Annotated in this window: 23 protein-coding genes and 3 pseudogenes; 10 read left to right on the top strand and 16 right to left on the bottom strand. The window is 62.2% G+C overall.

The features are described from left to right. Positions 1 to 17: 17 nt before the first annotated feature. Positions 18 to 1,433 carry a signal recognition particle-docking protein FtsY gene (gene ftsY, locus B0O95_RS03135; RefSeq protein WP_199180416.1) on the top strand — a complete coding sequence of 472 codons (1,416 nt, stop codon included), beginning with the start codon at positions 18 to 20 and terminating at the stop codon, positions 1,431 to 1,433. A gap of 36 nt (positions 1,434 to 1,469) precedes the next feature. Here the strand turns inward: ftsY and B0O95_RS16310 are convergent. Beyond that, a pseudogene (locus tag B0O95_RS16310) lies at positions 1,470 to 1,645 on the bottom strand (maleylacetoacetate isomerase); the annotation flags it as partial. A gap of 24 nt (positions 1,646 to 1,669) precedes the next feature. Then, the gene (locus B0O95_RS03130; RefSeq protein ID WP_104076567.1) at positions 1,670 to 2,365 is read right to left on the bottom strand and encodes a fumarylacetoacetate hydrolase family protein; all 696 of its coding nucleotides are present in this window, start codon (positions 2,363 to 2,365) and stop codon (positions 1,670 to 1,672) included. 150 nt (positions 2,366 to 2,515) lie between these two features. Between B0O95_RS03130 and ybiB the strand changes: the two are divergent. Next, positions 2,516 to 3,025, top strand: a pseudogene (gene ybiB, locus B0O95_RS03125) (DNA-binding protein YbiB); the annotation flags it as partial. A gap of 288 nt (positions 3,026 to 3,313) precedes the next feature. On the opposite strand, the gene B0O95_RS03120 reads toward ybiB, so the two are convergent. Both B0O95_RS03120 and B0O95_RS03115 read right to left on the bottom strand, forming a co-directional pair. Beyond that, complete coding sequence (locus B0O95_RS03120) at positions 3,314 to 3,697, bottom strand: nuclear transport factor 2 family protein (RefSeq protein WP_104076566.1); 384 nt, start codon at positions 3,695 to 3,697, stop codon at positions 3,314 to 3,316. 46 nt (positions 3,698 to 3,743) lie between these two features. Continuing rightward, positions 3,744 to 4,322: an acyloxyacyl hydrolase gene (locus tag B0O95_RS03115; RefSeq protein WP_104076565.1), complete on the bottom strand. Its 579-nt coding sequence runs from the start codon at positions 4,320 to 4,322 to the stop codon at positions 3,744 to 3,746. Positions 4,323 to 4,636: 314 nt separating this feature from the next. On the opposite strand from B0O95_RS03115, the gene rpoH reads away from it, so the two are divergent. The 5 genes from rpoH (at position 4,637) to cydX (ending at position 8,996) form a co-directional block, all read left to right on the top strand. Next, positions 4,637 to 5,563, top strand: coding sequence for an RNA polymerase sigma factor RpoH (gene rpoH, locus B0O95_RS03110; protein WP_104076564.1), 927 nt, complete (start codon positions 4,637 to 4,639; stop codon positions 5,561 to 5,563). A 203-nt stretch (positions 5,564 to 5,766) separates the two neighbouring features. Beyond that, positions 5,767 to 6,045, top strand: a complete 279-nt coding sequence (gene cydP / locus B0O95_RS03105) for a cytochrome oxidase putative small subunit CydP (RefSeq protein ID WP_104076563.1) — start codon at positions 5,767 to 5,769, stop codon at positions 6,043 to 6,045. After that, positions 6,035 to 7,648, top strand: a complete 1,614-nt coding sequence (locus B0O95_RS03100) for a cytochrome ubiquinol oxidase subunit I (RefSeq protein WP_104076629.1) — start codon at positions 6,035 to 6,037, stop codon at positions 7,646 to 7,648. The genes cydP and B0O95_RS03100 overlap by 11 nt, the downstream gene beginning before the upstream one ends. A 45-nt stretch (positions 7,649 to 7,693) precedes the next feature. Next, on the top strand, positions 7,694 to 8,833 hold the full coding sequence (gene cydB, locus B0O95_RS03095) for a cytochrome d ubiquinol oxidase subunit II (protein WP_104076562.1): 1,140 nt from the start codon (positions 7,694 to 7,696) through the stop codon (positions 8,831 to 8,833). A 40-nt stretch (positions 8,834 to 8,873) separates the two neighbouring features. Next, complete coding sequence (gene cydX / locus B0O95_RS03090; protein ID WP_104076561.1) at positions 8,874 to 8,996, top strand: cytochrome bd-I oxidase subunit CydX; 123 nt, start codon at positions 8,874 to 8,876, stop codon at positions 8,994 to 8,996. 267 nt (positions 8,997 to 9,263) lie between these two features. On the opposite strand, the gene B0O95_RS03085 is transcribed toward cydX, so the two are convergent. The 6 genes from B0O95_RS03085 to B0O95_RS03060 form a co-directional block, all read right to left on the bottom strand. Further along, the gene (locus tag B0O95_RS03085) at positions 9,264 to 10,067 is read right to left on the bottom strand and encodes a MetQ/NlpA family ABC transporter substrate-binding protein (protein WP_104076560.1); all 804 of its coding nucleotides are present in this window, start codon (positions 10,065 to 10,067) and stop codon (positions 9,264 to 9,266) included. A 140-nt stretch (positions 10,068 to 10,207) separates the two neighbouring features. Next, positions 10,208 to 10,768, bottom strand: coding sequence for an SCO family protein (locus tag B0O95_RS03080; protein WP_199180421.1), 561 nt, complete (start codon positions 10,766 to 10,768; stop codon positions 10,208 to 10,210). Positions 10,769 to 10,878: 110 nt separating this feature from the next. Continuing rightward, positions 10,879 to 11,784, bottom strand: a complete 906-nt coding sequence (gene cyoE, locus B0O95_RS03075; RefSeq protein ID WP_104076558.1) for a heme o synthase — start codon at positions 11,782 to 11,784, stop codon at positions 10,879 to 10,881. 7 nt (positions 11,785 to 11,791) lie between these two features. After that, positions 11,792 to 12,901 (bottom strand): COX15/CtaA family protein, encoded by a 1,110-nt coding sequence (locus B0O95_RS03070; protein WP_104076557.1) that lies wholly within the window; start codon positions 12,899 to 12,901, stop codon positions 11,792 to 11,794. Between the two features lie 41 nt (positions 12,902 to 12,942). After that, positions 12,943 to 13,560 (bottom strand): SCO family protein, encoded by a 618-nt coding sequence (locus B0O95_RS03065; RefSeq protein ID WP_199180420.1) that lies wholly within the window; start codon positions 13,558 to 13,560, stop codon positions 12,943 to 12,945. Positions 13,561 to 13,739: 179 nt separating this feature from the next. After that, positions 13,740 to 14,456: an SURF1 family protein gene (locus B0O95_RS03060; RefSeq protein ID WP_233203070.1), complete on the bottom strand. Its 717-nt coding sequence runs from the start codon at positions 14,454 to 14,456 to the stop codon at positions 13,740 to 13,742. Between the two features lie 72 nt (positions 14,457 to 14,528). Here B0O95_RS03060 and B0O95_RS03055 point away from each other — a divergent pair, with 72 nt between their 5' ends. Continuing rightward, on the top strand, positions 14,529 to 14,738 hold the full coding sequence (locus tag B0O95_RS03055; protein ID WP_076786020.1) for a twin transmembrane helix small protein: 210 nt from the start codon (positions 14,529 to 14,531) through the stop codon (positions 14,736 to 14,738). Between the two features lie 68 nt (positions 14,739 to 14,806). Here B0O95_RS03055 and B0O95_RS03050 read toward each other — a convergent pair whose 3' ends face one another. Further along, a complete protein-coding gene (locus B0O95_RS03050) occupies positions 14,807 to 15,664 on the bottom strand; it encodes a cytochrome c oxidase subunit 3 (RefSeq protein WP_104076555.1) in 858 nt (285 codons plus the stop codon). Between the two features lie 77 nt (positions 15,665 to 15,741). Beyond that, complete coding sequence (locus tag B0O95_RS03045; protein WP_104076554.1) at positions 15,742 to 15,969, bottom strand: DUF2970 domain-containing protein; 228 nt, start codon at positions 15,967 to 15,969, stop codon at positions 15,742 to 15,744. On the opposite strand from B0O95_RS03045, the gene B0O95_RS16305 reads away from it, so the two are divergent. Beyond that, a complete protein-coding gene (locus B0O95_RS16305) occupies positions 15,968 to 16,105 on the top strand; it encodes a hypothetical protein (RefSeq protein ID WP_233203080.1) in 138 nt (45 codons plus the stop codon). The two genes, B0O95_RS03045 and B0O95_RS16305, sit on opposite strands and share 2 nt — an antisense overlap. Before the next feature lie 87 nt (positions 16,106 to 16,192). Here the strand turns inward: B0O95_RS16305 and ctaD are convergent, their stop codons facing one another. The 4 genes and pseudogenes from ctaD to B0O95_RS03025 all read right to left on the bottom strand — a co-directional run bounded on the left by ctaD (position 16,193) and on the right by B0O95_RS03025 (position 20,619). Then, positions 16,193 to 17,803 carry a cytochrome c oxidase subunit I gene (gene ctaD, locus B0O95_RS03040; protein ID WP_104076553.1) on the bottom strand — a complete coding sequence of 537 codons (1,611 nt, stop codon included), beginning with the start codon at positions 17,801 to 17,803 and terminating at the stop codon, positions 16,193 to 16,195. 60 nt (positions 17,804 to 17,863) lie between these two features. Beyond that, positions 17,864 to 19,072, bottom strand: a pseudogene (coxB, locus tag B0O95_RS03035) (cytochrome c oxidase subunit II); the annotation flags it as partial. Continuing rightward, a complete protein-coding gene (locus B0O95_RS03030; RefSeq protein ID WP_255779330.1) occupies positions 19,066 to 19,386 on the bottom strand; it encodes a DUF2244 domain-containing protein in 321 nt (106 codons plus the stop codon). The pseudogene coxB and the gene B0O95_RS03030, both read right to left, overlap by 7 nt. A gap of 174 nt (positions 19,387 to 19,560) precedes the next feature. Then, positions 19,561 to 20,619 carry a methyltransferase domain-containing protein gene (locus B0O95_RS03025; protein ID WP_370641793.1) on the bottom strand — a complete coding sequence of 353 codons (1,059 nt, stop codon included), beginning with the start codon at positions 20,617 to 20,619 and terminating at the stop codon, positions 19,561 to 19,563. A 67-nt stretch (positions 20,620 to 20,686) separates the two neighbouring features. On the opposite strand from B0O95_RS03025, the gene B0O95_RS03020 reads away from it, so the two are divergent. Further along, the gene (locus B0O95_RS03020) at positions 20,687 to 21,565 is read left to right on the top strand and encodes a ComF family protein (RefSeq protein WP_104076551.1); all 879 of its coding nucleotides are present in this window, start codon (positions 20,687 to 20,689) and stop codon (positions 21,563 to 21,565) included. The last annotated feature ends 27 nt before the right edge of the window (positions 21,566 to 21,592 follow it).

The raw sequence follows: 21,592 nt of genomic DNA, 5'->3' as shown, positions 1-21,592 counted from the left end.
CACCTGCAGCGCCTGCCGTGCCACCGGCACCAACACCGGCGTCGGCCCCTGACGCGGCGCCAAGCGACACGCTGGGCGCGATCGGCGCGCCAAGGCCCGTGTCCTCCTCCCTCGAATCAGCGCAGCCGGCAGGATCAGTCCAGCCGGCACCCTCATCAGCATCCGGGACGTCATCCTCACCCGCGGCTTCGCCGGCGCCGGCGCTCTCGCCAGCCTCTGCGGCGCCATCAACGCCCGCTGGCGCTAACGCGCCCGCGGCTTCGCCAGCGCCTGTTACGTCGCCAACAACGGCCGCTACGCCGGCATCGGGTCCTCCACCAGCCGTCACGGCCACCGCGGCACCCGTCGCCTCGTCCGACACCACACCGTCTGCCGCCCCGGCGCCTCTTGCGGAAGTCTCGGCCCAATCCGCGTCCGGCGTGGCACCGCAACCCGTGCCCGCCAAGCCTGCTGGAACCGCCACGCAGCAGCCCGTCGGCAGCGCGGACGAAGAGATTGTTGAGATCGTGCCGCCCCCTGCTCCCGAGCCGACCGCCAAGCGCTCGTGGCTCAGCCGGTTGAAATCGGGGCTGACCAAAACCAGCTCGAGCCTGACCGGCATTTTCATCGGCGTGAAGGTCGACGAGGCGCTGTTCGAGGAGCTCGAGACCGCATTGTTGATGGCTGATGCCGGTGTGGACGCCACCACTTACCTGCTCGATGCGCTGCGCCAGAAGGTCCGCAGTGAGCGACTGACTGACGCACAACAGGTCAAGGCGGCGTTGCGCACGCTGTTGATCGAATTGCTCACGCCGCTTGAGCAATCGATGGTGCTCGGCCGCACACAACCGCTGGTGATGATGATTGCCGGCGTCAATGGAGCCGGCAAGACTACAAGCATCGGCAAGCTCGCCAAGCACCTGCAGTCGTTTAACCAGTCGGTGATGCTGGCCGCCGGCGACACGTTCCGCGCCGCCGCGCGTGAGCAGTTGGTGATCTGGGGCCAGCGCAACAACGTCGCCGTGATCCAGCAGGAAAGCGGTGACCCGGCCGCGGTGATCTTCGACGCGGTCGGCGCCGCGCGCGCGCGCGGCGCCGACGTGCTGATGGCGGACACCGCCGGACGCTTACCGACCCAGTTGCATCTGATGGAGGAGCTGCGCAAGGTCAAGCGGGTAATCGGCAAGGCGATGGACGGTGCCCCGCACGAAATACTGCTGGTGCTCGATGCGAATACCGGCCAGAACGCGTTGGCCCAGGTAAAGGCGTTCGACGAGGCGCTGGGATTGACGGGACTCATCGTCACGAAGCTAGATGGTACCGCCAAGGGCGGCATCCTAGCCGCAATTGCGCGCCAACGCCCGGTGCCAGTGTATTTCATCGGCGTTGGCGAGAAGGTTGAAGACCTGCAACCGTTCGTCGCCGCCGAATTTGCCGACGCGCTGCTCGGGTAAGCGCGCGGCGCAACGCGTGCCCCGTCCCGGTTAGCCGCCTGACACCAGCATCAGCGCATCGGGCGACACCTGGCGATACGACGGCGCCCATTGCTGGCCGCCATTCTCCAGCAGATGCACGGGCACGCACTCATATATGATAGGTGCTTTAGATTCAGCGCGATGCGCACATAGAACAACGCAGAACTACGGAAATAGCTGTACAGCTCCATGAGCCTGCTCCTACGGCGCGCGTGTTAGACCACACGCAATGTCAGTATGTCAAATCCGTCCAGGCCGCCTTCGAGCACATCGCCCTTTGCAACCGCCGCCACCCCTTCCGGCGTTCCGGTATAGACCAGGTCGCCCGCCGCCAGAGTAATGAACCGCGATAAGTAGGCGATCGTTTCCGGCACTGGCCAGAGCATCGTCGACACGTCCGCGCGCTGTCGCGGCGCGCCATTGACCGTCAGCCACAATTGGCCGGCGGCGACGTGCCCAACCTGCGATACCGGATGGATCGGCCCGATTGGCGCGGACAGGTCAAAACCCTTGGCCATGTCCCAGGGACGGCCCAGCTTCTTGGCCTGCGCCTGCAAATCGCGGCGCGTCATGTCAAGCCCGAGCGCATAGCCGTACACATGCTCCAGCGCATGCTCCACCGGGATGTCGCGCCCCCCGCGTCCGATCGCCACGACCAGTTCCATCTCGTGATGGACCTCGCCCGACTCAGGCGGATACGGAAATTCGCCTACGGTCCCGGGCGCCACATACAGCACTGCGTCGGCGGGCTTGCTAAAGAAAAAGGGTGGCTCGCGTTGCGGGTCGTGGCCCATCTCGCGCGCGTGCGCTTCGTAGTTGCGGCCGACGCAATAGATACGTCGCACGGGAAACATATCAGACGACTGCACCACCGGCACCGCGGGGTTCGGCACCTCGAATAAATAAGCCATCGCATGCTCTCCTGACGAGTGTGAGCATTACCTCGGTATCCGCCCACGGTACGACCGGCGCGGCGCACGCATTGGACGAAACACCCAAGTTTAAACTGGGACCGATCACTGCGGCAGTGACACGGTCCTCCGAGTGCTGCAACCATCGCGCGGGTCGCATTCGCACCGATCGACGTGCTCGCGCCCAAGATGTCCCGCTTGCTCGAGCTACGCACGACACTCGGCGTGCGCAATACAACCCATACGCTGGTCAAGCCGCTGCAGCCGTTCGCCGAACCGGGACTGCGGCTGGTCAACTATACTCATCCGGCTTACCGTGACAGCCTGTCGGCGCTGTTCCGCGATTTCCCGCAGGCGGCAGCCGGTGGTGTGTTGCTGGCGCGTGGAACCGAGGGAGAGGCCGCGGCCGATACCCGGCGCCGGGTGCAGGTCGATTGGCTGCATGATCAAGTATGCGAGACACTGGTCGATGCTGAACGTGCATCGACGCAAGCACCCGTGGTCGAACTGCCCGACGCGTTGGATGCGGCAACGGCCGCGCGATGGATAACGGACGTATTGGATGGCCACACGAGGGTACCCGAAGCCATCGTGAAGCAAGTCGAACTCATCGAGCGCGTTGCCCGATGGAAGGAATCAAGACAGGCGCCGTGCGCGTGAGCGCATCGCGCCGTTGCGGCCGATCAGCAACGCTGTCCACCTGCGTTGTCTGCATACACTATGACGTACTTTTTGTACGCGACATCAATATAGCATCTTGGCATCGTGGCCAAATTACCTCATGCGCGAGTCACTCACGCACATTCGTACAACGGCACAGTGTTTCGCATCGGGCCGCAAAATCCTTACTAGCGCTCATGACGGCATCATCGAACGCACTTTCGATTCGCTGCGCGGCGCCCCCGCGGCCGCCTCCCGGCTTGCGACACGAAGCCCGGTGGCGCCGGCTCACTCTACCGCGCAGCGCGTCGCATGCCAAGCGACCAGACGCCAGTGCCCGTTGTCATTTGCCTGGACCGCCGTGTAGGCAATCGGGTACACGAGTGCGCCGCTGTTGGCTTCCATCTCGATCAGCACGCGCCCGTTCACCATGCAAATATCGTGGGACAGCGGCACGATCTTCTGGCTCTGCACCTCGATCTGCCGATAGCGCCGCCGGCCGCCGACGATCGAATCGATCACTTGCTGTTTGCTTTCGCGCTTGCCATTCGTATGCACATAGCTGGCGTGGTCGGCAATTAACGCGTCCAACAACTCGCCGTTGCCGTCAACCATCGCTTGAAAGCGCTCGCGCTCCACCCCCCGGATCGTCTCAATAACCTTGGCCGCCATCTGTGCCTCACTTCAAACGCGAAACGGGCCGAGCGTGACGCCCGCTTCAGAAGTTGTATTGCAGATAAAGCTGGGTGAAATTTATACCAGGATTCGGCTGCTTGATACCGCCATTGGACACATGTTGGAAACGAAATCCCGCCTGATACTGCTGGCGCTCGCCGAACTGCATGCCCACGCCAACCATGTCCGCGAACTGGAACGCCGACGAGACGGTGAAACGCGCTGAGATGCGCGGGTGCGTCAACAACCGCACGCCCACGCCGGCCTCGACATACGGACGAACCTGGCCGCTATTCTTGATGAAGCGCACCACCGGCGTCATGCCAAACTCGCCGATGTTCGAATGCACGTCACCTTCGTCCGTGTGCCAATACGACACATGCATCTCGCCGACCAGCGCAAAGTGCCAGGATCCCGTATCCCACCACGTCAGGTCCGGATCCCATACCAGCGCCAGGTCGCCCTTCTTGATGTGGCGGTCGCCAAGCCCGCCGCTGAGCTGTACGCCAAACCGGTCCGCATGGGCTGCCGCGCTGGCAGCCAGCGCCAGTGCCGCCAACGCTGCGCGCAGCACGCGCCGCGCCGGCGCCGCTGGGCCGTGCTCCGTCGTGAACGTATTCATTGTTCTCCAAATATTAGGCAAGCACTGACAACGTGGTTCGCCCGCCATTTTAGGTCGCCGCGCGGATCGCTGCTCAATACGCACTCTTTGCCGCCTTCCCCGCCTTATACTCACCCCGCGCGCCGGAGGGAACTTCTATCCGCGCCCGCGAGTCGCAAAAAAGCTATTAAAATAACCATATCAATAGCCGAATAGAACCTGCTGCGCCACCGTCAGCCTAACGGCTTAGCACTCCGTGGCATTGAGTGCTAAGATGTACAGGAACGCCGTTTGCGCAATAGCGCATGAAGCTGCCGATACAAGGAGTAAGACGAGTGAGCAACGCAATGACCCTACCGCCCCCTGCAAGCCTGGCGCCGGCTGGCGCGGGCGCGCTGGCGCTCGCCTCGAAGTCGATGCTGCCGGGTACGTTGGGCAATTTGGACGCTTACATTCAGGCGGTCAACCGCATCCCGCTGTTGTCGCAGGCCGACGAAACGCGTCTTGCGACCGAATACCGTGAGCAGAACAACCTGGATGCCGCACGCCAGCTGGTGCTGTCGCATCTGCGGCTGGTCGTGTCGATCGCGCGCAACTATCTAGGTTACGGCCTGCCTCACGCGGACCTGATTCAGGAAGGCAACATCGGCCTGATGAAGGCCGTCAAGCGCTTCGATCCGCGCCAGAATGTACGGCTGGTGTCGTATGCGATTCATTGGATCAAGGCCGAGATCCATGAATACATCCTGCGCAACTGGCGCATGGTGAAAGTCGCAACGACAAAGGCGCAGCGTAAGCTGTTCTTCAATCTGCGCAGCCACAAGCAGGGCATGCAGCCCTTCACACCGGACGAGATCGCAGGGCTCGCGAAGGAACTGAACGTCAAGCGCGAAGAAGTGACCGAGATGGAGACGCGGCTGGCCGGCGGCGATATCGCGCTCGAAGGACAGTTCGAGGACGGCGAGGAATCATTCGCGCCGATCGCCTACCTGGCCGACTCGCGTACCGAGCCGACCGCGGTGCTCGCGTCACGCCAGCGCGACCTGCTGCAGACTGAAGGCCTGGCCGATGCGCTTGAATCCCTCGATGCGCGCAGCCGTCGTATCATCGAAGCGCGCTGGCTGCAGGTGCAGGACGACGGCTCGGGCGGCGCGACGCTGCACGAACTGGCCGACGAGTTCGGCGTGTCCGCTGAGCGTATCCGCCAAATCGAGGCGAGTGCGATGAAGAAGATGCGCGGCGCGCTGCAGCAGTATGCGTGAGCGTTTGCCGCGCCCACTCGTCAGACCGGCTTCGGCCGGTTTTTTGTTTGCACCGCGACAAATCGACACAACACCGAGGCGCGAGGCTGCAGCACGGTGAAAATGCGGCGGTTTGACGCGCTGCAATAACTGCCCCTCATTATCCCCCATCTATAAAATGAGTTTCGTTGAAGTCGCGCCTGCCGCGCAGCCCACGAAACACTATGCTCAGCCATGACGTTCGCCATAGCACCGATACCGACTGTGCCGGCCCTGCGCAGCGCTCCGGTCTGCTAGCCGCGATCCTGCACCGCCCTGGACTGGTTCGCGAGTTGACACTGGTTGTGATGGCCAAGGTCGCGATCCTGCTCGTCTTCAAGTACACGTTGTTCAGTCATCCCCAGGCACCGCACATGGAACTGCCGCCGGCCCAGGTCGCGCAAGCGCTGTTGTCGGTGCCCGCAACACATCCGCCCGCTTCAGGTGATCATCATGATAAGTAGCGAAGTCGTCGACCTTTCGCGGCTGCAGTTCGCCATTACTGCGCTGTACCACTTTCTTTTCGTCCCACTGACGCTGGGTCTGTCCTGGCTGTTGGTCATCATGGAAGCCGTCTATGTGATGACCCGCAAGCAGGTCTACAAAGACATGACCCAGTTCTGGGCCAAGCTGTTCGGCATCAACTTTGCGATGGGCGTGGTGACCGGCATCACGCTGGAGTTCCAGTTCGGCACGAACTGGTCGTACTACTCTCACTACGTCGGCGATATTTTCGGCGTGCCGCTCGCGGTAGAGGGCCTGATGGCGTTCTTCCTCGAATCGACGTTCGTTGGACTCATGTTCTTTGGCTGGAACCGGCTGTCGCGCGTCGGGCATCTGATCGTCACGTTCCTCGTTGCACTTGGCTCGAACCTGTCGGCGTTGTGGATCCTGATCGCCAACGGCTGGATGAACAATCCGGTCGGCGCTGAGTTCAATTACGAGACGATGCGCATGGAACTAACCAGCTTGTCTGAGGTGGTGTTCAATCCGGTTGCGCAGGTCAAGTTCGTCCATACCGTGTCGGCAGGCTATGTGACGGCAGCGATGTTCGTGCTCGGTGTATCCTCGTGGTACCTGTTGAAGAAGCGCGATGTTGACTTCGCATTGCGCTCGTTTGCCGTCGCGGCCGGCTTTGGGCTGGCCTCGACGCTGTGCGTGATCGTGCTCGGCGACGAGTCGGGTTACACGACCGGCGAAGTTCAGCAAGCCAAACTCGCCGCGATCGAATCGGAATGGACCACTGAGCCGGCACCGGCTGCATTCACCGTATTCGGATTGCCGAACCAGGACGAGCAGCGCACCGACTACGCGCTGCGCATACCCTACGCGCTGGGGTTGATCGCCACGCGCTCGATCGACGAGCCCGTGGTCGGGCTGCGCGATCTGATCTCTCAGAACGAGCAGCGCATTCGCAACGGTATCGTCGCGTACGGGGCACTGCAAAAGATGAAGCAGGGCGACACGTCCGATGCAACGCGCGCGGTGTTTGACGCCCACAAGAACAACCTCGGCTACGGGCTGCTCGTCAAGCGCTATGCACCGGACGTGCTGAATGCGACTGACGCGCAAATCGCCGAGGCGGCCAAGCACTCGATTCCTCCCGTGGCACCGGTGTTCTGGTCATTCCGGCTGATGGTCGGTCTAGGCATCCTGTTCCTCGTGACATTTGTGCTCGCCTTCTGGTTCTGCGCCACGCGCAGCGTGGCGCATGAGAGCCGGCGCTGGTTCCTGCGCTGGTGCGTCTGGGCGATCCCGTTGCCGTGGCTCGCTGCCGAGTTTGGCTGGATCGTCGCCGAAATGGGCCGCCAGCCGTGGACGATCGCCGGTGTGCTGCCAACGTTCTCATCAGCCTCCAGCCTGGCGCCTTTAGACCTTTACTTGAGCATCGGCGGGTTCGTCTTGTTCTACACGGTGCTATTTATCGTCGAGATCACGCTGATGTTTAAGTATGCAAGACTCGGGCCGTCGTCGCTACATACCGGCCGCTACCACCACGAGCAGCCGCAGCAGCAGCATGACGACGCAACAGCTTACGAAACCCAACAGCTGTCTCACGCAGGGTAAGCCTGATGCCGTGGATCGAAGCCTTTGTTACTGGACAAAATCACTATGTTTGACTATCCGACTTTGAAGGTCATTTGGTGGGTGCTGATCGGCGTCTTGCTGCTCGGCTTCGCGCTCACCGACGGCTTCGACATGGGTGTCGGCACACTGCTGCCGTTCATCGGCAAGACCGACACCGAACGCCGCGTGATCATCAACGCGATTGGTCCCACCTGGGAAGGCAACCAAGTGTGGCTGATCACGGCCGGCGGCGCAATGTTCGCCGCGTGGCCGCTGGTCTACGCCGCTTCCTTTTCCGGCTTCTATTTCGCGATGCTGCTGGTGTTGTTCGCGCTGTTCATGAGACCGGTCGGCTTCGAGTACCGCGCTAAGCGCGACGATCCGCGGTGGCGCACGAGCTGGGACTGGGCGTTGTTCGCCGGTAGCGCGATTCCGGCGCTGGTGTTCGGCGTCGCGTTTGGCAACCTGCTGCAAGGCGTGCCATTCCGTTTCGACGACGAGCTGCGCGTGAGCTACCATGGCAGCTTCTTCGCGCTGCTGAACCCGTTCGCGGTGCTGTGTGGCGCGGTCAGCGTCGGCATGCTGGTCGCGCACGGCGCCGCGTTCCTGCGCATCAAGACCGAAGGGGCAGTAGCGCGCCGCGCGTCGCACGTGTTGCGCATCGCGTCGCTGATCACGGTCGTGCTGTTCATTATGGCCGGCATCCTCGTGGCCACCCGCATCACCGGCTTCGAGATCACCCGCGCGGCGCCGCTGGACGCGCTGGCCAATCCGCTGCTCAAGCGCGTGGCCGCCGCGCCCGGCCTGTGGATGGCCAACTACATCACCTACCCATGGATGATGCTCGCGCCGGCGCTGGGCATCGTGGCCGGCGTGCTCGCACTGGCGCTTGCCTCGTCGCGCTTCACCGTGATGGGCTTCATCATGACGGGGCTGCTGGTGACCGGCGTGATCCTGACCGCAGGCTTCTCGATGTTCCCATTCATCATGCCATCGTCGCTGGACCCGGCCAGCAGCCTGACGCTGTGGGACTCGACGTCGAGCCACCGCACGCTGGGCATCATGCTGATCGTGGTGATCGTGTTCGTGCCGCTGATCATGCTGTACACCGGCTGGGTCTATCGCGTGATGCGCGGCAAGGTCACCGAGCAAGGGGTGCAAAGCAACACGCACTCGATGTACTGAGCCGCGCTTACTTCAATCGACCGATCTGACGGAGCAGAGCATGTGGTATTTCAGCTGGATATTGGGTATTGGCGTCGCACTCGCGTTCGGCGTCATCAACGCGATGTGGCTCGAGTCGCATCGCGACGCACAGAGATTTGCAGAGCCTAACACGGAGAAGTAACGCGCTGAAATGGCCGGTGCCGGCTGACGGTTTTCACCGATCCCGCGCGCCTCGCCTAAATCGCCGCCGCATGAAGCGTCAGCATGCGGGCTGTCGGCCGGGCATCAGCGGGAGAAAGGCCGCGCGGCGCTTATGCGGGCTCAGCGCCTTCATGCGCGGCCGACATAGCCGGGCGCGGCAAGCCGCCCATACGGCGAGCGGCCCCGTGTGGAGGTAGGCCCTGTAGCCGGAACGCCCTGCCCGGCAGCCGGCCACGGGCGTAACGCCTTAGAAGGCGGGCAAAATCGCGCCCTTAAATTGCGTCTCGAGGAACTTGCGAATATCGTCGGACTCGTACGCGGCCACCAGCTTCTTCACCCACGGCTTGTCCTTGTCCTGCACGCGCACGGCAATCAGGTTCGCATACGGTCCCTTCAGGTCTTCGATCGCGATCGCATCCTTGGTTGGCGAAAAGCCAGCGCTCACCGCGTAGTTGTTATTGATTGCTGCGGCAGCCAGGTCATCGAGCGAGCGCGGCATCTGCGCGGCATCCAACTCGACCAACTTGATCTTCTTTGGATTCTCAATCACATCCAGCGGCGTCGCGTTTATGCCGCCCACGCCCGCACCGGCCTTCAGCTTGATGATCCCGTATTTCTGCAGTAGCAACAGCGCGCGGTTGCCGTTGGACGGATCGTTCTGGATACCGACTTTGGCGCCTTCCGGCAGATCCTTCAACGACTTGAATTTCTTCGAGTAGAAGCCCATCGGCGACACATAGGTTAGGCCCACGTTCACAATCTTGTAGCCGCGCTGCTTGATCTGGCTGTCCAGGAACGGCTGGTGCTGAAAGCCGTTCGCGTCCAGGTCGCCGGCATCGAGCGCGGCATCCGGCTGCACGTAGTCATTGAATTCGATGACCTTGATCTTCAAGCCGTTCTTCGCCGCCACCTTCGCCACTTCCACCCAGATCTGCGCGTCCGGGCCGCTCATCGTGCCCACGCGCAGCACCGGATCGGCTCGCGCAACGTTCGACAATGCAGCTGCCATTGCGACGATGGACAGTGTTTTCAGTAGTGTTCTGCGTAGCATGGGTACCCCACCTCAATTTTAAGAACACGATGGTCGCATGGCTGCACTAATGAAGTGAACTACCGAATACGCATACGCTTATGCTTTTACGGGAGAGATCGTTGGGCTACTGACTACCAACTCCCGACTACCGGGCCAGCCTAGTCGAGCAACAACTTGATGTCGTGTACCCACGGCGTGGGGCCCTGGCCGTCGCGCGCGAATAGCCGCAGCTTGCCGGCAGGATCGAACACGTAGCTCGCGGCAGTGTGATCCACCGTGTAATCGGCACCGTCCTTGCCCGGCACTTTCGCGTAGTACACGCGAAACGACTTGGTCACCTTCGACAGCTGTACGTCGTTGGCAGGCCGCAGACCGATGAACGACGGGTTGAACGCCGCAACGTACTGTGCGAGCAACGGCGCACTGTCGCGTTGCGGGTCGAGCGTGACGAACAGCACCTGCACGCGTTTTGCCTGGTCGCCCAATTGCTGCATCGCTTGTGCGAGTTCGGCCATCGTCGTCGGGCACACATCTGGGCAGTGCAGGTAGCCGAAGAACAGCACCACCACCTTGCCTTTGAAATCGGCCAGTGTACGTACGTGGCCGTTGGTATCGGCAAGCGCGAAGTCGGTGCCGAACTGGCTCGCGCCGGTGATGTCGACGTTCATGAACGCCGGCTTGTCGCCGCAGCTAACCAATGCGAGCGCCGTGCCAACCATGACTGCGGCCACCGCGCGCCGCAACCCACCGTGGCTCGCGCGAGCCGCTTCGCGTAGACCGGATACCACCCGGGCCGCTGCCAGAAGATGGGAAAAAGCGCGCGCCGACATCAGAAGCCGATCCAACCGCGCGCGTAGTGATCGATCAGCAATGCAACGAACAACAGCGACAAATAGACGATCGAATACCGGAATGTCTTGCGCGCGATCTCGTCCGAATAGTCGCGATACATCTTCCATGCGTAGCTCAGAAACAGTACGCCGAGCACGACCGCGCTGGCGAGGTACAGCACCCCGCTCATGTCTGAGACGAACGGCATCAGCGTGACGGCGAACAACACGAGCGTGTACAACAGGATATGCAGCGCAGTGAACTGCACGCCATGGGTAACGGGCAGCATCGGCAACTTCGCGCTCTCGTAGTCCTGGCGACGATACAGCGCCAACGCCCAGAAATGCGGTGGCGTCCATACGAAGATGATCAGCACGAGGATCCACGCGTCGCCCGGCACCGTGCCCTGCACTGCCGCCCAGCCTAGCGCGGGCGGCATCGCGCCCGAGGCGCCGCCGATCACGATGTTCTGCGGCGTGGCCGGCTTCAGCAGGATCGTATAGATGACCGCGTAACCAATAAACGTCGCGAACGTCAGCCACATCGTCAACGCGTTCGTGAACGCGTACAGCGTCCCCATGCCCAGCCCGCCGAGCACCGCGGAAAAGGTCAGGATCTGCGCCGGCGTGATCTCGCCGCGCGCCGACGGGCGCCACGCGGTACGCCGCATCATCGCGTCGATACGCTGCTCGACCAGGCAATTGATCGCAAACGCCGCGCCGGCGAACAGCCAAATGCCGATCGTGCCGCCGACCAATTTCTGCCACGGCACCATGCCGGGCGTGGACAGGAACATGCCGATCACCGCGCAGAACACGGCGAGCTGGGTGACACGCGGCTTGGTCAACGCAAAATATTGTGCGATGCGGCTGCCGGACGAGTGACGAAGCGTTGTACTGTCCATTCGTGAATCACGCGGTGACGGGGCTCGATTCCGCCGACGAGGCGGCAGCGGCGCGGCTGGAGGCAATGCGCCAGTTTAACATGACAACCAGCAACAGCAGGATCGCCGCGCCGCCGTTGTGCGCGACAGCGACGGGCAGCGGCCATTGCAGCACGATGTTGGACAGGCCGGTCAGGAACTGCAGCACAACGACCGCCAGCACGCCGTCGGCCAACCGTGTCAGTGTCTTCACGCGCCGTATGCGCCACGCCCATCCGAGCAGATAGGCAATGACGATTATCGCGAATGTGCGGTGGGTCCAGTGAATCGCCACGAGTGCGTCCTGCGTGATCACCTCGCCGTTGGTATCCAGGCCGAGGGCCCGCCATAGGTGGAATCCCTGCGCGAAGTCCATTGGTGGCACCCATTGCCCATTGCACGTCGGGAAATCGGTGCACGCGAGCATGGCATAATTCGTGCTCACCCAGCCACCGAGTGCGATCTGCACGATCAATAGTGCAAGCGCGACGAGCGCGGCCACGGAACCGCGGCCGGCGGCCGGCTCCCGCTGCGGTGCCGGCGTCATGCGCGCCGCGAACAGGCCGAGCGCCGCCAGCAATCCGAGGCCAAGCAATAAGTGTGTGGTCACGATCACCGGTTGCAACTTCAACGTCACGGTCCACGCGCCGAATGCCCCCTGCACCAGCACCAGCGCCAGCAACGCGGTCGGCCACCACGGCGAAGCCGGCAAGGGCTGGCCACGCCAGCGTCGGATCCACGCGATGGCGGTCATCAGCACGATCAGCAGCCCGATAGCCATCGCAAAATAGCGGTGGGTCATCTCGATCCAGGCCTTCATCACACTGACCGGTCCGCTCGGCATCGCCGCATAGGCGGCGGCGATCGACGCATGCGCGGCAAACGGCGACGAACTGGCATAGCAGCCGGGCCAGTCCGGACAGCCCAAGCCCGAGTCGGTCAAGCGCGTGAAGCCGCCGAACATCACGAGGTCCAGCGTCAGGAACATCGTCAGCCAGGCCAGCTTGCGATAGCGGTCCGAGCGCACCCGCAACAGGATCCAACCGAGAGGCAACAGCGCGACCGCCGCGCCGATCAACGCAAGCTCAACGACAAACATGGCAAGTATGTAGGGACTTCATCGAAAGGCGGCCCGACCGTTTAGCCGATTCTCGACCATTTGAGCAGCTTGGTCAGGTCCTGCTTGATCCGCGACGGATCCGGATCGCGCGGAAAGCGCATCATCAAGTTTCCGTTCGGGTCAACCAAGTAAATGTGCGAGGCGATCGAATCGCCAGCCACATCCGGATCGGGCGGCAGCCACGCGGCGACCTGCGCCGGCGGCACGATCAGCTTATGCGTGTCCGGGTACGCATCGGCGACGCGCGCCGGTATCGCGCCGTCGTCGGTGCGCAGCCATACAGTGAGGACTCGCTCACGTTCGGCGCCCTGCGTCGCCCGCACCTGCCGCATGAAGTACAGCTTTTTCGCGCACGCGTCATCGCAGGCGCTCGGATCGACCGACAACATCAGCCATTTCCCTTTCAGCGAATCGAGCCGCATCGGATGGCCGTTTTCGTCACGCACGACGAGATGGTCCGGAATCGGCCGTTGCGGCTGGATCAATTGGCCGTAGCTGGTCGAGCCGCCGGGCTTGAACACGTAGTACATCAAGTACGACGCGATAACGGGCGCGGCACAAACCGCGGCCAGCAACAGCAGCATCCACCGCGCGCGCCGCCTGCCGCGATGCGATGCGGGCGCGCCGCCGGTGACCATCGGGTCGACGCGGCGCGTACCGGGTACATCGGAACCGGGTTCCGATCGAGAAGAATCGGTCAACGCTACACTCCTTCACAATTCATTCACAACATCGGTTGCCGCGCTAGCTACGTGTTGCGCGCGCCGCCACGCCGCCACGCCGCCACGCCGCCAAGTCACCAAGTCACCGCGCAGGATCATGCCTGGGCGTCGTTGCCGCCCCGCGCGGCGCGGCGCGCCGCATACAGCCCGAAGGCAAGCGCCGCCAACGCCATGCCCCACCACTGCACCATATAGCCGTAGTTACGTTCGACACCGGTGTCCGGCGCCGGCCAGTCACGCACCAGCCCGTCCGCCGTGTCATTGGTCTGTTGCAGCACGAAGGGCTCCAGCGGCAAACCGGTCTGCGCTGCGTACGATGCCACATCCAGGTTTTGGCGGATCGACTGGTGCGGCGCCGTCCCCCCTTGCCCGAGTTCGAACGCGCGCGACGCATCCGCCCGAGCCACGCCCTCGATCGTCACCTCGCCGGAAGGCGTACGATAGGGCGCGATCACGCTGCGCTGCTGCGCGTTGCGCGGCAGCCAACCCCGGTTGACCAGCACGTAGCCGCCGGCCTCCAGCTTCAGCGGCGTGACGACATAGAAGCCGGGCTGGTCGTTGTACAGGCGATTGTCCAAATAGACCGTCGCATCCGGCACGAAACGGCCGCGCGCCACGACGCGGTGAAACTCGACGTCCGCCAGCGCCCGCCTACGACCGTCCAGCGGTATCGGGGTCGCATGCTCGAACCGCTCAATACGCGCCTGCAGCGCCTCTTTCTGGTGTGCACGGTCACGCTGCCAGAATCCGAGCCGTACGGTCACCGCGATAACGATCAGCACCGCCAATGCTGGCCAAAAGCGGATTTTCAGCATGCCGGCACGACAGCGCGCACCACCCAACATAGTGGGATAATAGCCAAACAACTTTTTACGGCCTTCTTCATGGGTATCCTTGTTGCCATCGCGTTCACACTGATCATTGCCAGTATGGCGTGCGCACTCTATTTCATGATGCGCGACCGCGGCACCACCAAACGGATGGTGTGGTCGCTCGCGACGCGCGTTGGCTTGTCCATCTCACTGTTCCTGTTCATCCTGTTCGCGCACTGGATGGGTTGGATAGAGTCGACCGGCATTCCGTACGGGCGATAAATGTCGTCGCTTCCCGCAAAATGCAAAACGCCGCCTTGAAAAAGGGCGGCGTTTTGTCACAGTGAATATCACAACCAGTAAACAACCACATACAGTCCAAGCCAGACGACGTCAACGAAGTGCCAGTACCATGCAGCGCCTTCGAACGCGAAGTGATGATCGGGCTTGAAGTGTCCGCGGATCAGTCGCACCAGCACAACGGCCAGCATCAACGCGCCCATCGTCACATGAAAACCGTGAAAACCGGTCAACAAAAAGAACGTCGAGCCGTAGACGCCGGAGGTCAACTTCAGGTTCAGTTCGTTGTACGCGTGAAAATACTCATATCCCTGCATAAACAGGAAAATCACGCCGAGCAGCACCGTCGCAGCCAGCCACACAATCGCCTTGTTACGGTGATCGTCGCGCAACGCATGGTGCGCAACCGTCAGCGTCGCGCCCGATGCGAGCAGCAATGCGGTATTGATCGTCGGAATGGGCCACGGCTGCATCGACTTGAAATGCGCGACCAGATTGGACGGGCCGTTGTTCGGCCACACTGCGGCAAAGTCAGGCCATATCAACTTCGCATCGAGATTACCTAGGTCGTGCAGCGCGAACTGCCGCGCATAAAACAACGCGCCAAAGAACGCACCAAAGAACATCACTTCGGAGAAGATAAACCAGCTCATGCTCCACCGATACGACGTGTCAACGCGCTTGCCGTACATCCCGGTCTCGGACTCACCGATCGAATCGCCGAACCAGTGCCACAGCACAAAGAACAACCACGCGAGACCGAGTGCAAACGTCAATGGCGCGAGCGACACGCCGTTAATCCAGCCGGCGAGCGAGCCAAGCATGACCAGCAAGCCCGCCGCCGCGGCGATCGGATGCTGCGACGGATTGGGTATGAAGTAATACGGGCTCTCGTTTTGTCCGCTCATTGTTGATTCTCCACTTCAGTCCAGTTCTTTCTTGATGCAGGTCCTGTCTTGTCCACCACCGACACCGGCTTTCGCGATTAGGAGGTCGGCTGCGTCACCAAGTGAACGACCACTAGCAGGATCCCGATGAACACCGCAGCGCAGACAACGCCCGCAACGATCACCTGCAGCGGGTTCAGGCTCGCCAGATCGCGTTCATGATCCTTGCCCTTGCGTACGCCAAAAAACGACCATAGCACCGCGCGTATCGATTGGGTGAAACGCGCGACGGCGCCCGCCTTCAAGTCCTGCGGCCGATCCGACATGACCGTCCTCCCGCTTTCATGCGACCCGATGCTTGAGCACGACACTCATAAAGAAGACGGCAACAATCCCGATCAAAATAGCCAGCAATCGGCGATTGGCCGCACGTTGCTGAGCTGGCGTTCGTCTTTTTTGTGAATCCGTTCGCATCATTTTGCGGCCCCGGCGTCCGCCAGGGCCCCCCATCACAGTAACAGCATGTTCGTTTCGATTACCGTCCAATGCTCATTTAACCGTCGGCGGCGTTTCGAACGTATGGAATGGCGCCGGACTGGGCACGGTCCACTCAAGACCCGTTGCACCGTCCCATGGTTGGTCTTCCGCTTTCACGTGTTCGCCATGGCCCCGGTACGCCGGCAATGCGACCGCCAGCAGAAAGTACACTTGTGCAAGCCCGAAACCGAACGCACCGATCGTCGCAATCTGGTTGAAATCGGTGAACTGCGCCGGATAGTCGGCGTAGCGGCGCGGCATACCGGCCAGCCCAAGGAAGTGCATCGGGAAGAACGTGATGTTGAAGAAGATCATCGACGTCCAGAAATGAATCTTTCCGCGTGTCTCGTTATACATCCAGCCGGTCCACTTCGGCGACCAGTAATACCATCCGGCAAACAGCGCGAACAGCGATCCGGCAACGAGTACATAATGGAAGTGCGCGACCACGTAATACGTGCCGTGAAGCGGGACATCGAGCGGCGCCATCGACAGGATCAATCCGGTAAAGCCGCCCATCGTGAACACGAAGATGAAGCCAATGGCGAACAGCATCGGCGCCTCGAACGAGAGCGCGCCACGCCACATCGTCGCGACCCAGTTGAACACCTTGACGCCAGTGGGCACCGCAATGAGCATCGTCGCGTACATGAAAAATAGCTGGCCGGTGACCGGCATACCGGTCACGAACATGTGGTGCGCCCACACCATGAACGACAGGATCGCAATCGACGCCGTGGCATACACCATCGAGCTATAGCCGAACAGCGGCTTGCGCGAGAATGCCGGTACGACCTGCGAGATGATCCCGAACGCCGGCAGAATCATGATATAGACTTCGGGGTGACCGAAGAACCAGAAGATGTGCTGATACAGCACCGGATCACCGCCGCCGGCCGGATTGAAAAACGCCGTGCCGAAATGTCGATCAAACAGCAACATGGTGATCGCACCGGCCAGTACCGGCATCACCGCGATCAACAGGAATGCGGTGATCAGCCAGGTCCAGCAGAACATCGGCATCTTCATCAGCGTCATGCCGGGCGCGCGCATGTTCAGGATCGTCACAATAATGTTGATCGCGCCCATGATCGACGACGCACCCATGATGTGCACCGCAAAGATGCCGAGATCCATGCCCGGCCCCATTTGCACTGACAGCGGCGCATACAGCGTCCATCCCGCGGCGGTCGCACCGCCCGGCGAGAAAAACGAGCCGACTAGCAGTACCGCGGCAACCGGCAGCAGCCAGAAGCTAAAGTTATTCATCCGCGCAAACGCCATGTCGGCCGCGCCGATTTGCAGCGGCACCATCCAGTTCGCAAAGCCGACAAACGCTGGCATGATTGCGCCGAACACCATAATCAGCCCGTGCATCGTCGTGAGCTGGTTGAAGAACTCGGGCCGCATGATCTGCAGGCCTGGTTCAAACAACTCCGCGCGAATCAGCAGCGCCATCACTCCGCCCGACAGAAACATCACGAACGAGAAAATCAGGTACAGCGTGCCAATGTCCTTGTGATTGGTCGCGAACAACCAGCGCCGCCAGCCATGCGGTTGCTCGTGCGCATGGTCGTGTGCGTGATCGTGACCTGCCGCGACGTCGTGTCCGATCGTTGACATAACACTTCTCCTAAAACGAATTCCGGGGCCGAATCAACGGTTGCATGCGGGATATCAGGCGCCGTTGCCGGCTGACGCGACGGCGGGCATCTTGCCGTTGCGCGCGTCTGCGATCTGCCGTGGTTGCAATACCACACCGTTGTGGTTGTCCCACGTATTGCTCACAAACGTAATGACCGACGCAATTTCGACGTCGCTTAGCGTCGGCCCCCACGCTGGCATTTGTCCCTTTCCATTCAGCACGACGTTCAGGTGTCCGGCAATCGGGCCTTTGACGACCGCGCTGCCGTCCAGCGCCGGGAACGGCCCAGTGCCCTTGCCGGTCGGTTGGTGGCAAACCGCGCAGTTGGCCGCGTACACCTTTGCACCCTGCTCTTTCAGTTCATCCATCGTATACGTTTTGTTCGGCTCGTTTGCGGACGCGCTCATTTTCTTTTGCTCGTCGGCGACCCATTTCGCATAGTCGTCCGCGCTCTTGACTTCAACGACAACCGGCATGTACGCGTGCTCTTTACCGCACAGCTCGGTGCAGAAACCACGATACGTACCGACCTTTTCGGCCTTGAACCAGGTTTCGCGCGTGAAGCCGGGAATCGCGTCCTGCTTGACACCGAACGCAGGCACATACCAAGAGTGCACGACGTCCGCGGCCGTCGTGATAATCCGAATTTTCTGGCCCACCGGCACAACGAGCGGATTATCGACTTCCTGCAGATAGGTATCGGAAATCGGCTCCTTGCCGTTGATCATCGAGCGTGGCGTCGTCAGCGTCGACAGAAAGCTGATCCCCTCGCCCGGCCCCTTCACGTAGTCATAACCCCATTTCCATTGGTAGCCGGTGACCTTGATCGTCAAATCCGCGTTGGACGTGTCTTTCATCGCGACAACCGCCTTCGTCGCAGGCAACGCCATCAGCACGACGATCAGGAACGGCACGACGGTCCAAATAATTTCGACGGTGGTACTTTCGTGAAAGTGGGCGGGTTTGAAGCCTTTCGATTTGCGGTGCACGAGGATCGAATAGCACATCACACCAAACACGCCGACAAAAATCACCGCGCAGATGATCAGCATCATCGTGTGCAAGCCGTAAAGCTCCTCGGCGATCTTGGTGACGGGCGGCTGGAAATTTAGTTGGTTGACCGCCGGGCCGCCCGGCATGTCATTGACCGCCTGGGCCGTGCCTGCGACGAGCCACGTACTCGCGGCAAGCATGCCCACGAGGGCTCGCTTGATTGTTTTCATAGCTTCCTTACCCAAAATTACCATTCAGACTCGCCTTCCGCCCTGCTGCCCCGGTGTCCGCACGACGCGCACTGCTTGAGCCACGCGCGCAACTCGCGCGCGAACTCGGCGCGACGGTCGAACGCAAGATGCCGCCCAACCGATACCGACACCCGACCCGATGCCACGGTCACGCATTGTCGCGGCTCCCGGCCCGGCTCGATCCGGACCCAGCGCGGGTTGAACTCGAACTGCGTGACGCTGCCGGCGCTCACCCGTCGAATCAAAAGATGGTCCGGGCACAGACGGATGTGTGCTACGTGCCCATCGCCCCCATATTGCGGAACCCCAGGTGACAAACTGACGCATTATAGGCGGGTTCATGGCCATCCACAAGCAACGCCAAACCGGCTCGAACCTTTGCCTGACAAGCCTCTGCGCCATTTTGACGCAGTTTGCGCCAGTCATTTTCAGCAGCGATTTCCGGGATAACGAAGTACCGGTCTCACTGCCTACGCGCGCATACCGATGCATCAGGAAGACGTCCTGCGCGCACCGCGCGACATATGGCCGATCTCGTCGATGCGCACGATGCCATGGCCTTCAGGCGTCACGCGGGCCACCGCCTTCCACGCATGACCGTAGACCACCTCGAAGGTGAGCGGTATCGTGCCGTCGGGCTGCCGTTGTGCTTCCAGCGCGTCGAGCAGGCGGCGATACGTGCCGCGCGAAATCAGGCCGCGCGACACATCGGCACGCGCGTCGCCGCGCCGCGCACCTTGCGGCGGCATCGCCCCCCAGCGGCGCACATCCGCCAGCAGCGATTGCGCAGACGAGTACGTGATGGTGAGCGTCTCCATGTCCATCACCGGAATCTCGAAGCCGCTAGCAACCAGCATGTCGCCGAAGTCGTGCATATCGACGAAGTCGAGCACGTGCTGCGCCGCACCGCCATCCGCGACCGCCCATGCGCCACGCAACTCGCGCAGCGTATCAGGACCGAGCGTGGAGAACATCAGCAGCCCGCCGGTTTTCAGTACCCGTTGCCACTCGGGAAACACCAGGTCAGGACGCGCATGCCACTGCAGCGCCAGATTTGACCATAGCAAGTCAAAGCGCTCCGGCGCAAACGGCAGCGCGCCGAAGTCGGCCTGCACCCGGTCGCGCGGTTGGGCGCGGTCCGGCACAAGATGACGCAGTGCGGCCGGCAGCAAGCGACGCCAGCCGCCCACTGGGGCGGGCTGCCCGCACGCCGCGTCGGCGCCGCCGCAACCCGACAAGTGCGCGGCGCCGAGCATCGGGCGCGATAGGTCCACGCCATAGACGGTGGCCTGCGCGAAGCGCGCGCGCAGCGCATCAATGTCCTCGCCCGCGCCGCACCCCGCGTCAAGCACCCGCGCCGGCTGCAGCTTGATGTACTGCAATCGTTCATGCATGCGCTGCGCGATCTCGCGCGGCAGGAACGCCACGTCGCAAAATTGCGCGGCACGACGATCAAAAATCTGCCTGAGCTGGCGCAACCCGGGGGTGCGCTGCGCGCCCGCATCGGTGTCTTGGTCCGCCGGGCGGTCGTGATCGGTTGGCATGAGCATAGGCTTGCGGGAAGGGCCGCAGTATACTCGTTCAACCGCCCTGAGCCAGTATCCCTTTCCGTTTCTAATGAAGCAGTCTACCCCGTTGCCCACACCAGCCCGCGACAGTACATCCGTCAACGATCACAGCAGTGGCCGACAGCAGGACCACGCGTGGCCCGCCGCGGCGGCGGTGCGCATCGCCCACCCAAGCCGCGCCCCCGGCGCGCCGCGCACCGGCCGCGGGCGGCGCCGCTGGATAGCCTTGCTGCGCAGCTTATGTCGCGGCGCTTGGCGCTATGCATTGCCAACGCAGTGCGCGCTCTGTGGCAATTTGTCGCATGATGTACTGTGCAACGCCTGCGATGAAACTTACTGGAATGAAACACGGCTGCGCTGCCCGCGCTGCGCACTGCCACTGCCGCGCAACGTTGCAACGCAATGCTCGTTTTGCGTACAGGCACGACCGGCGTTCGACGCCACCGTGACGCTTGCCGACTATGCGCCGCCGCTCGACCAGTTGGTGGCCAACTTGAAATTTCGCTCCCGTATCGAGCTTGGACGCGATTTCGCGCGCCGGCTGGCACTCGCGGCGCAAGACCTGCCTGAGTTGCCCGACGCGTTGATCGCCGTGCCACTTTCAGCGCCGAGGCTCTCAGCGCGCGGCTACAACCAGGCTTGGGAGATCGCACGTGCGCTGGCCCGGCGCCTCGGCGTGCGCGCCGATCCGCGCGCCGTCGTGCGTGTGCGCGACACCGGGCAACAAGCGCTGCTCGGCGCAACCGCCCGGCACGCGAACCTGGCTGGCGCATTCGCGCTGCGCAAGACGGTCCGCGGCCAACACGTGGGCATCGTCGACGACGTGATGACATCCGGGGCGACGCTCGATACGCTCGCGCGAATGCTCAAGGATGCTGGCGCGCGACGCATCACCAATTTCGTTGCGCTGCGCACGCCGCGCGCGTAATCAGCCCCGGGCGGCCACGATCAAGAC

Source organism: Mycetohabitans endofungorum, from assembly GCF_002927045.1.
Classification (GTDB): Bacteria; Pseudomonadota; Gammaproteobacteria; order Burkholderiales; family Burkholderiaceae; genus Mycetohabitans; species Mycetohabitans endofungorum.
This window is presented reverse-complemented; position numbering and strand designations above follow the sequence as displayed.

Coding starts and splice junctions, on each gene's coding strand:
- B0O95_RS03130 (WP_104076567.1), bottom strand. CDS start 2,365: ATGGCTTATTTATTCGAGGTGCCGAACCCCGCGGTGCCGGTGGTGCAG.
- B0O95_RS03120 (WP_104076566.1), bottom strand. CDS start 3,697: ATGGCGGCCAAGGTTATTGAGACGATCCGGGGGGTGGAGCGCGAGCGC.
- B0O95_RS03115 (WP_104076565.1), bottom strand. CDS start 4,322: ATGAATACGTTCACGACGGAGCACGGCCCAGCGGCGCCGGCGCGGCGC.
- cydP (WP_104076563.1), top strand. CDS start 5,767: ATGCTCAGCCATGACGTTCGCCATAGCACCGATACCGACTGTGCCGGC.
- B0O95_RS03100 (WP_104076629.1), top strand. CDS start 6,035: ATGATAAGTAGCGAAGTCGTCGACCTTTCGCGGCTGCAGTTCGCCATT.
- cydB (WP_104076562.1), top strand. CDS start 7,694: ATGTTTGACTATCCGACTTTGAAGGTCATTTGGTGGGTGCTGATCGGC.
- cydX (WP_104076561.1), top strand. CDS start 8,874: ATGTGGTATTTCAGCTGGATATTGGGTATTGGCGTCGCACTCGCGTTC.
- B0O95_RS03085 (WP_104076560.1), bottom strand. CDS start 10,067: ATGCTACGCAGAACACTACTGAAAACACTGTCCATCGTCGCAATGGCA.
- B0O95_RS03080 (WP_199180421.1), bottom strand. CDS start 10,768: ATGGTTGGCACGGCGCTCGCATTGGTTAGCTGCGGCGACAAGCCGGCG.
- cyoE (WP_104076558.1), bottom strand. CDS start 11,784: ATGGACAGTACAACGCTTCGTCACTCGTCCGGCAGCCGCATCGCACAA.
- B0O95_RS03070 (WP_104076557.1), bottom strand. CDS start 12,901: ATGTTTGTCGTTGAGCTTGCGTTGATCGGCGCGGCGGTCGCGCTGTTG.
- B0O95_RS03065 (WP_199180420.1), bottom strand. CDS start 13,560: ATGGTCACCGGCGGCGCGCCCGCATCGCATCGCGGCAGGCGGCGCGCG.
- B0O95_RS03055 (WP_076786020.1), top strand. CDS start 14,529: ATGGGTATCCTTGTTGCCATCGCGTTCACACTGATCATTGCCAGTATG.
- B0O95_RS03050 (WP_104076555.1), bottom strand. CDS start 15,664: ATGAGCGGACAAAACGAGAGCCCGTATTACTTCATACCCAATCCGTCG.
- B0O95_RS16305 (WP_233203080.1), top strand. CDS start 15,968: ATGACCGTCCTCCCGCTTTCATGCGACCCGATGCTTGAGCACGACACT.
- B0O95_RS03045 (WP_104076554.1), bottom strand. CDS start 15,969: ATGTCGGATCGGCCGCAGGACTTGAAGGCGGGCGCCGTCGCGCGTTTC.
- ctaD (WP_104076553.1), bottom strand. CDS start 17,803: ATGTCAACGATCGGACACGACGTCGCGGCAGGTCACGATCACGCACAC.
- B0O95_RS03025 (WP_370641793.1), bottom strand. CDS start 20,619: ATGCTCATGCCAACCGATCACGACCGCCCGGCGGACCAAGACACCGAT.
- B0O95_RS03020 (WP_104076551.1), top strand. CDS start 20,687: ATGAAGCAGTCTACCCCGTTGCCCACACCAGCCCGCGACAGTACATCC.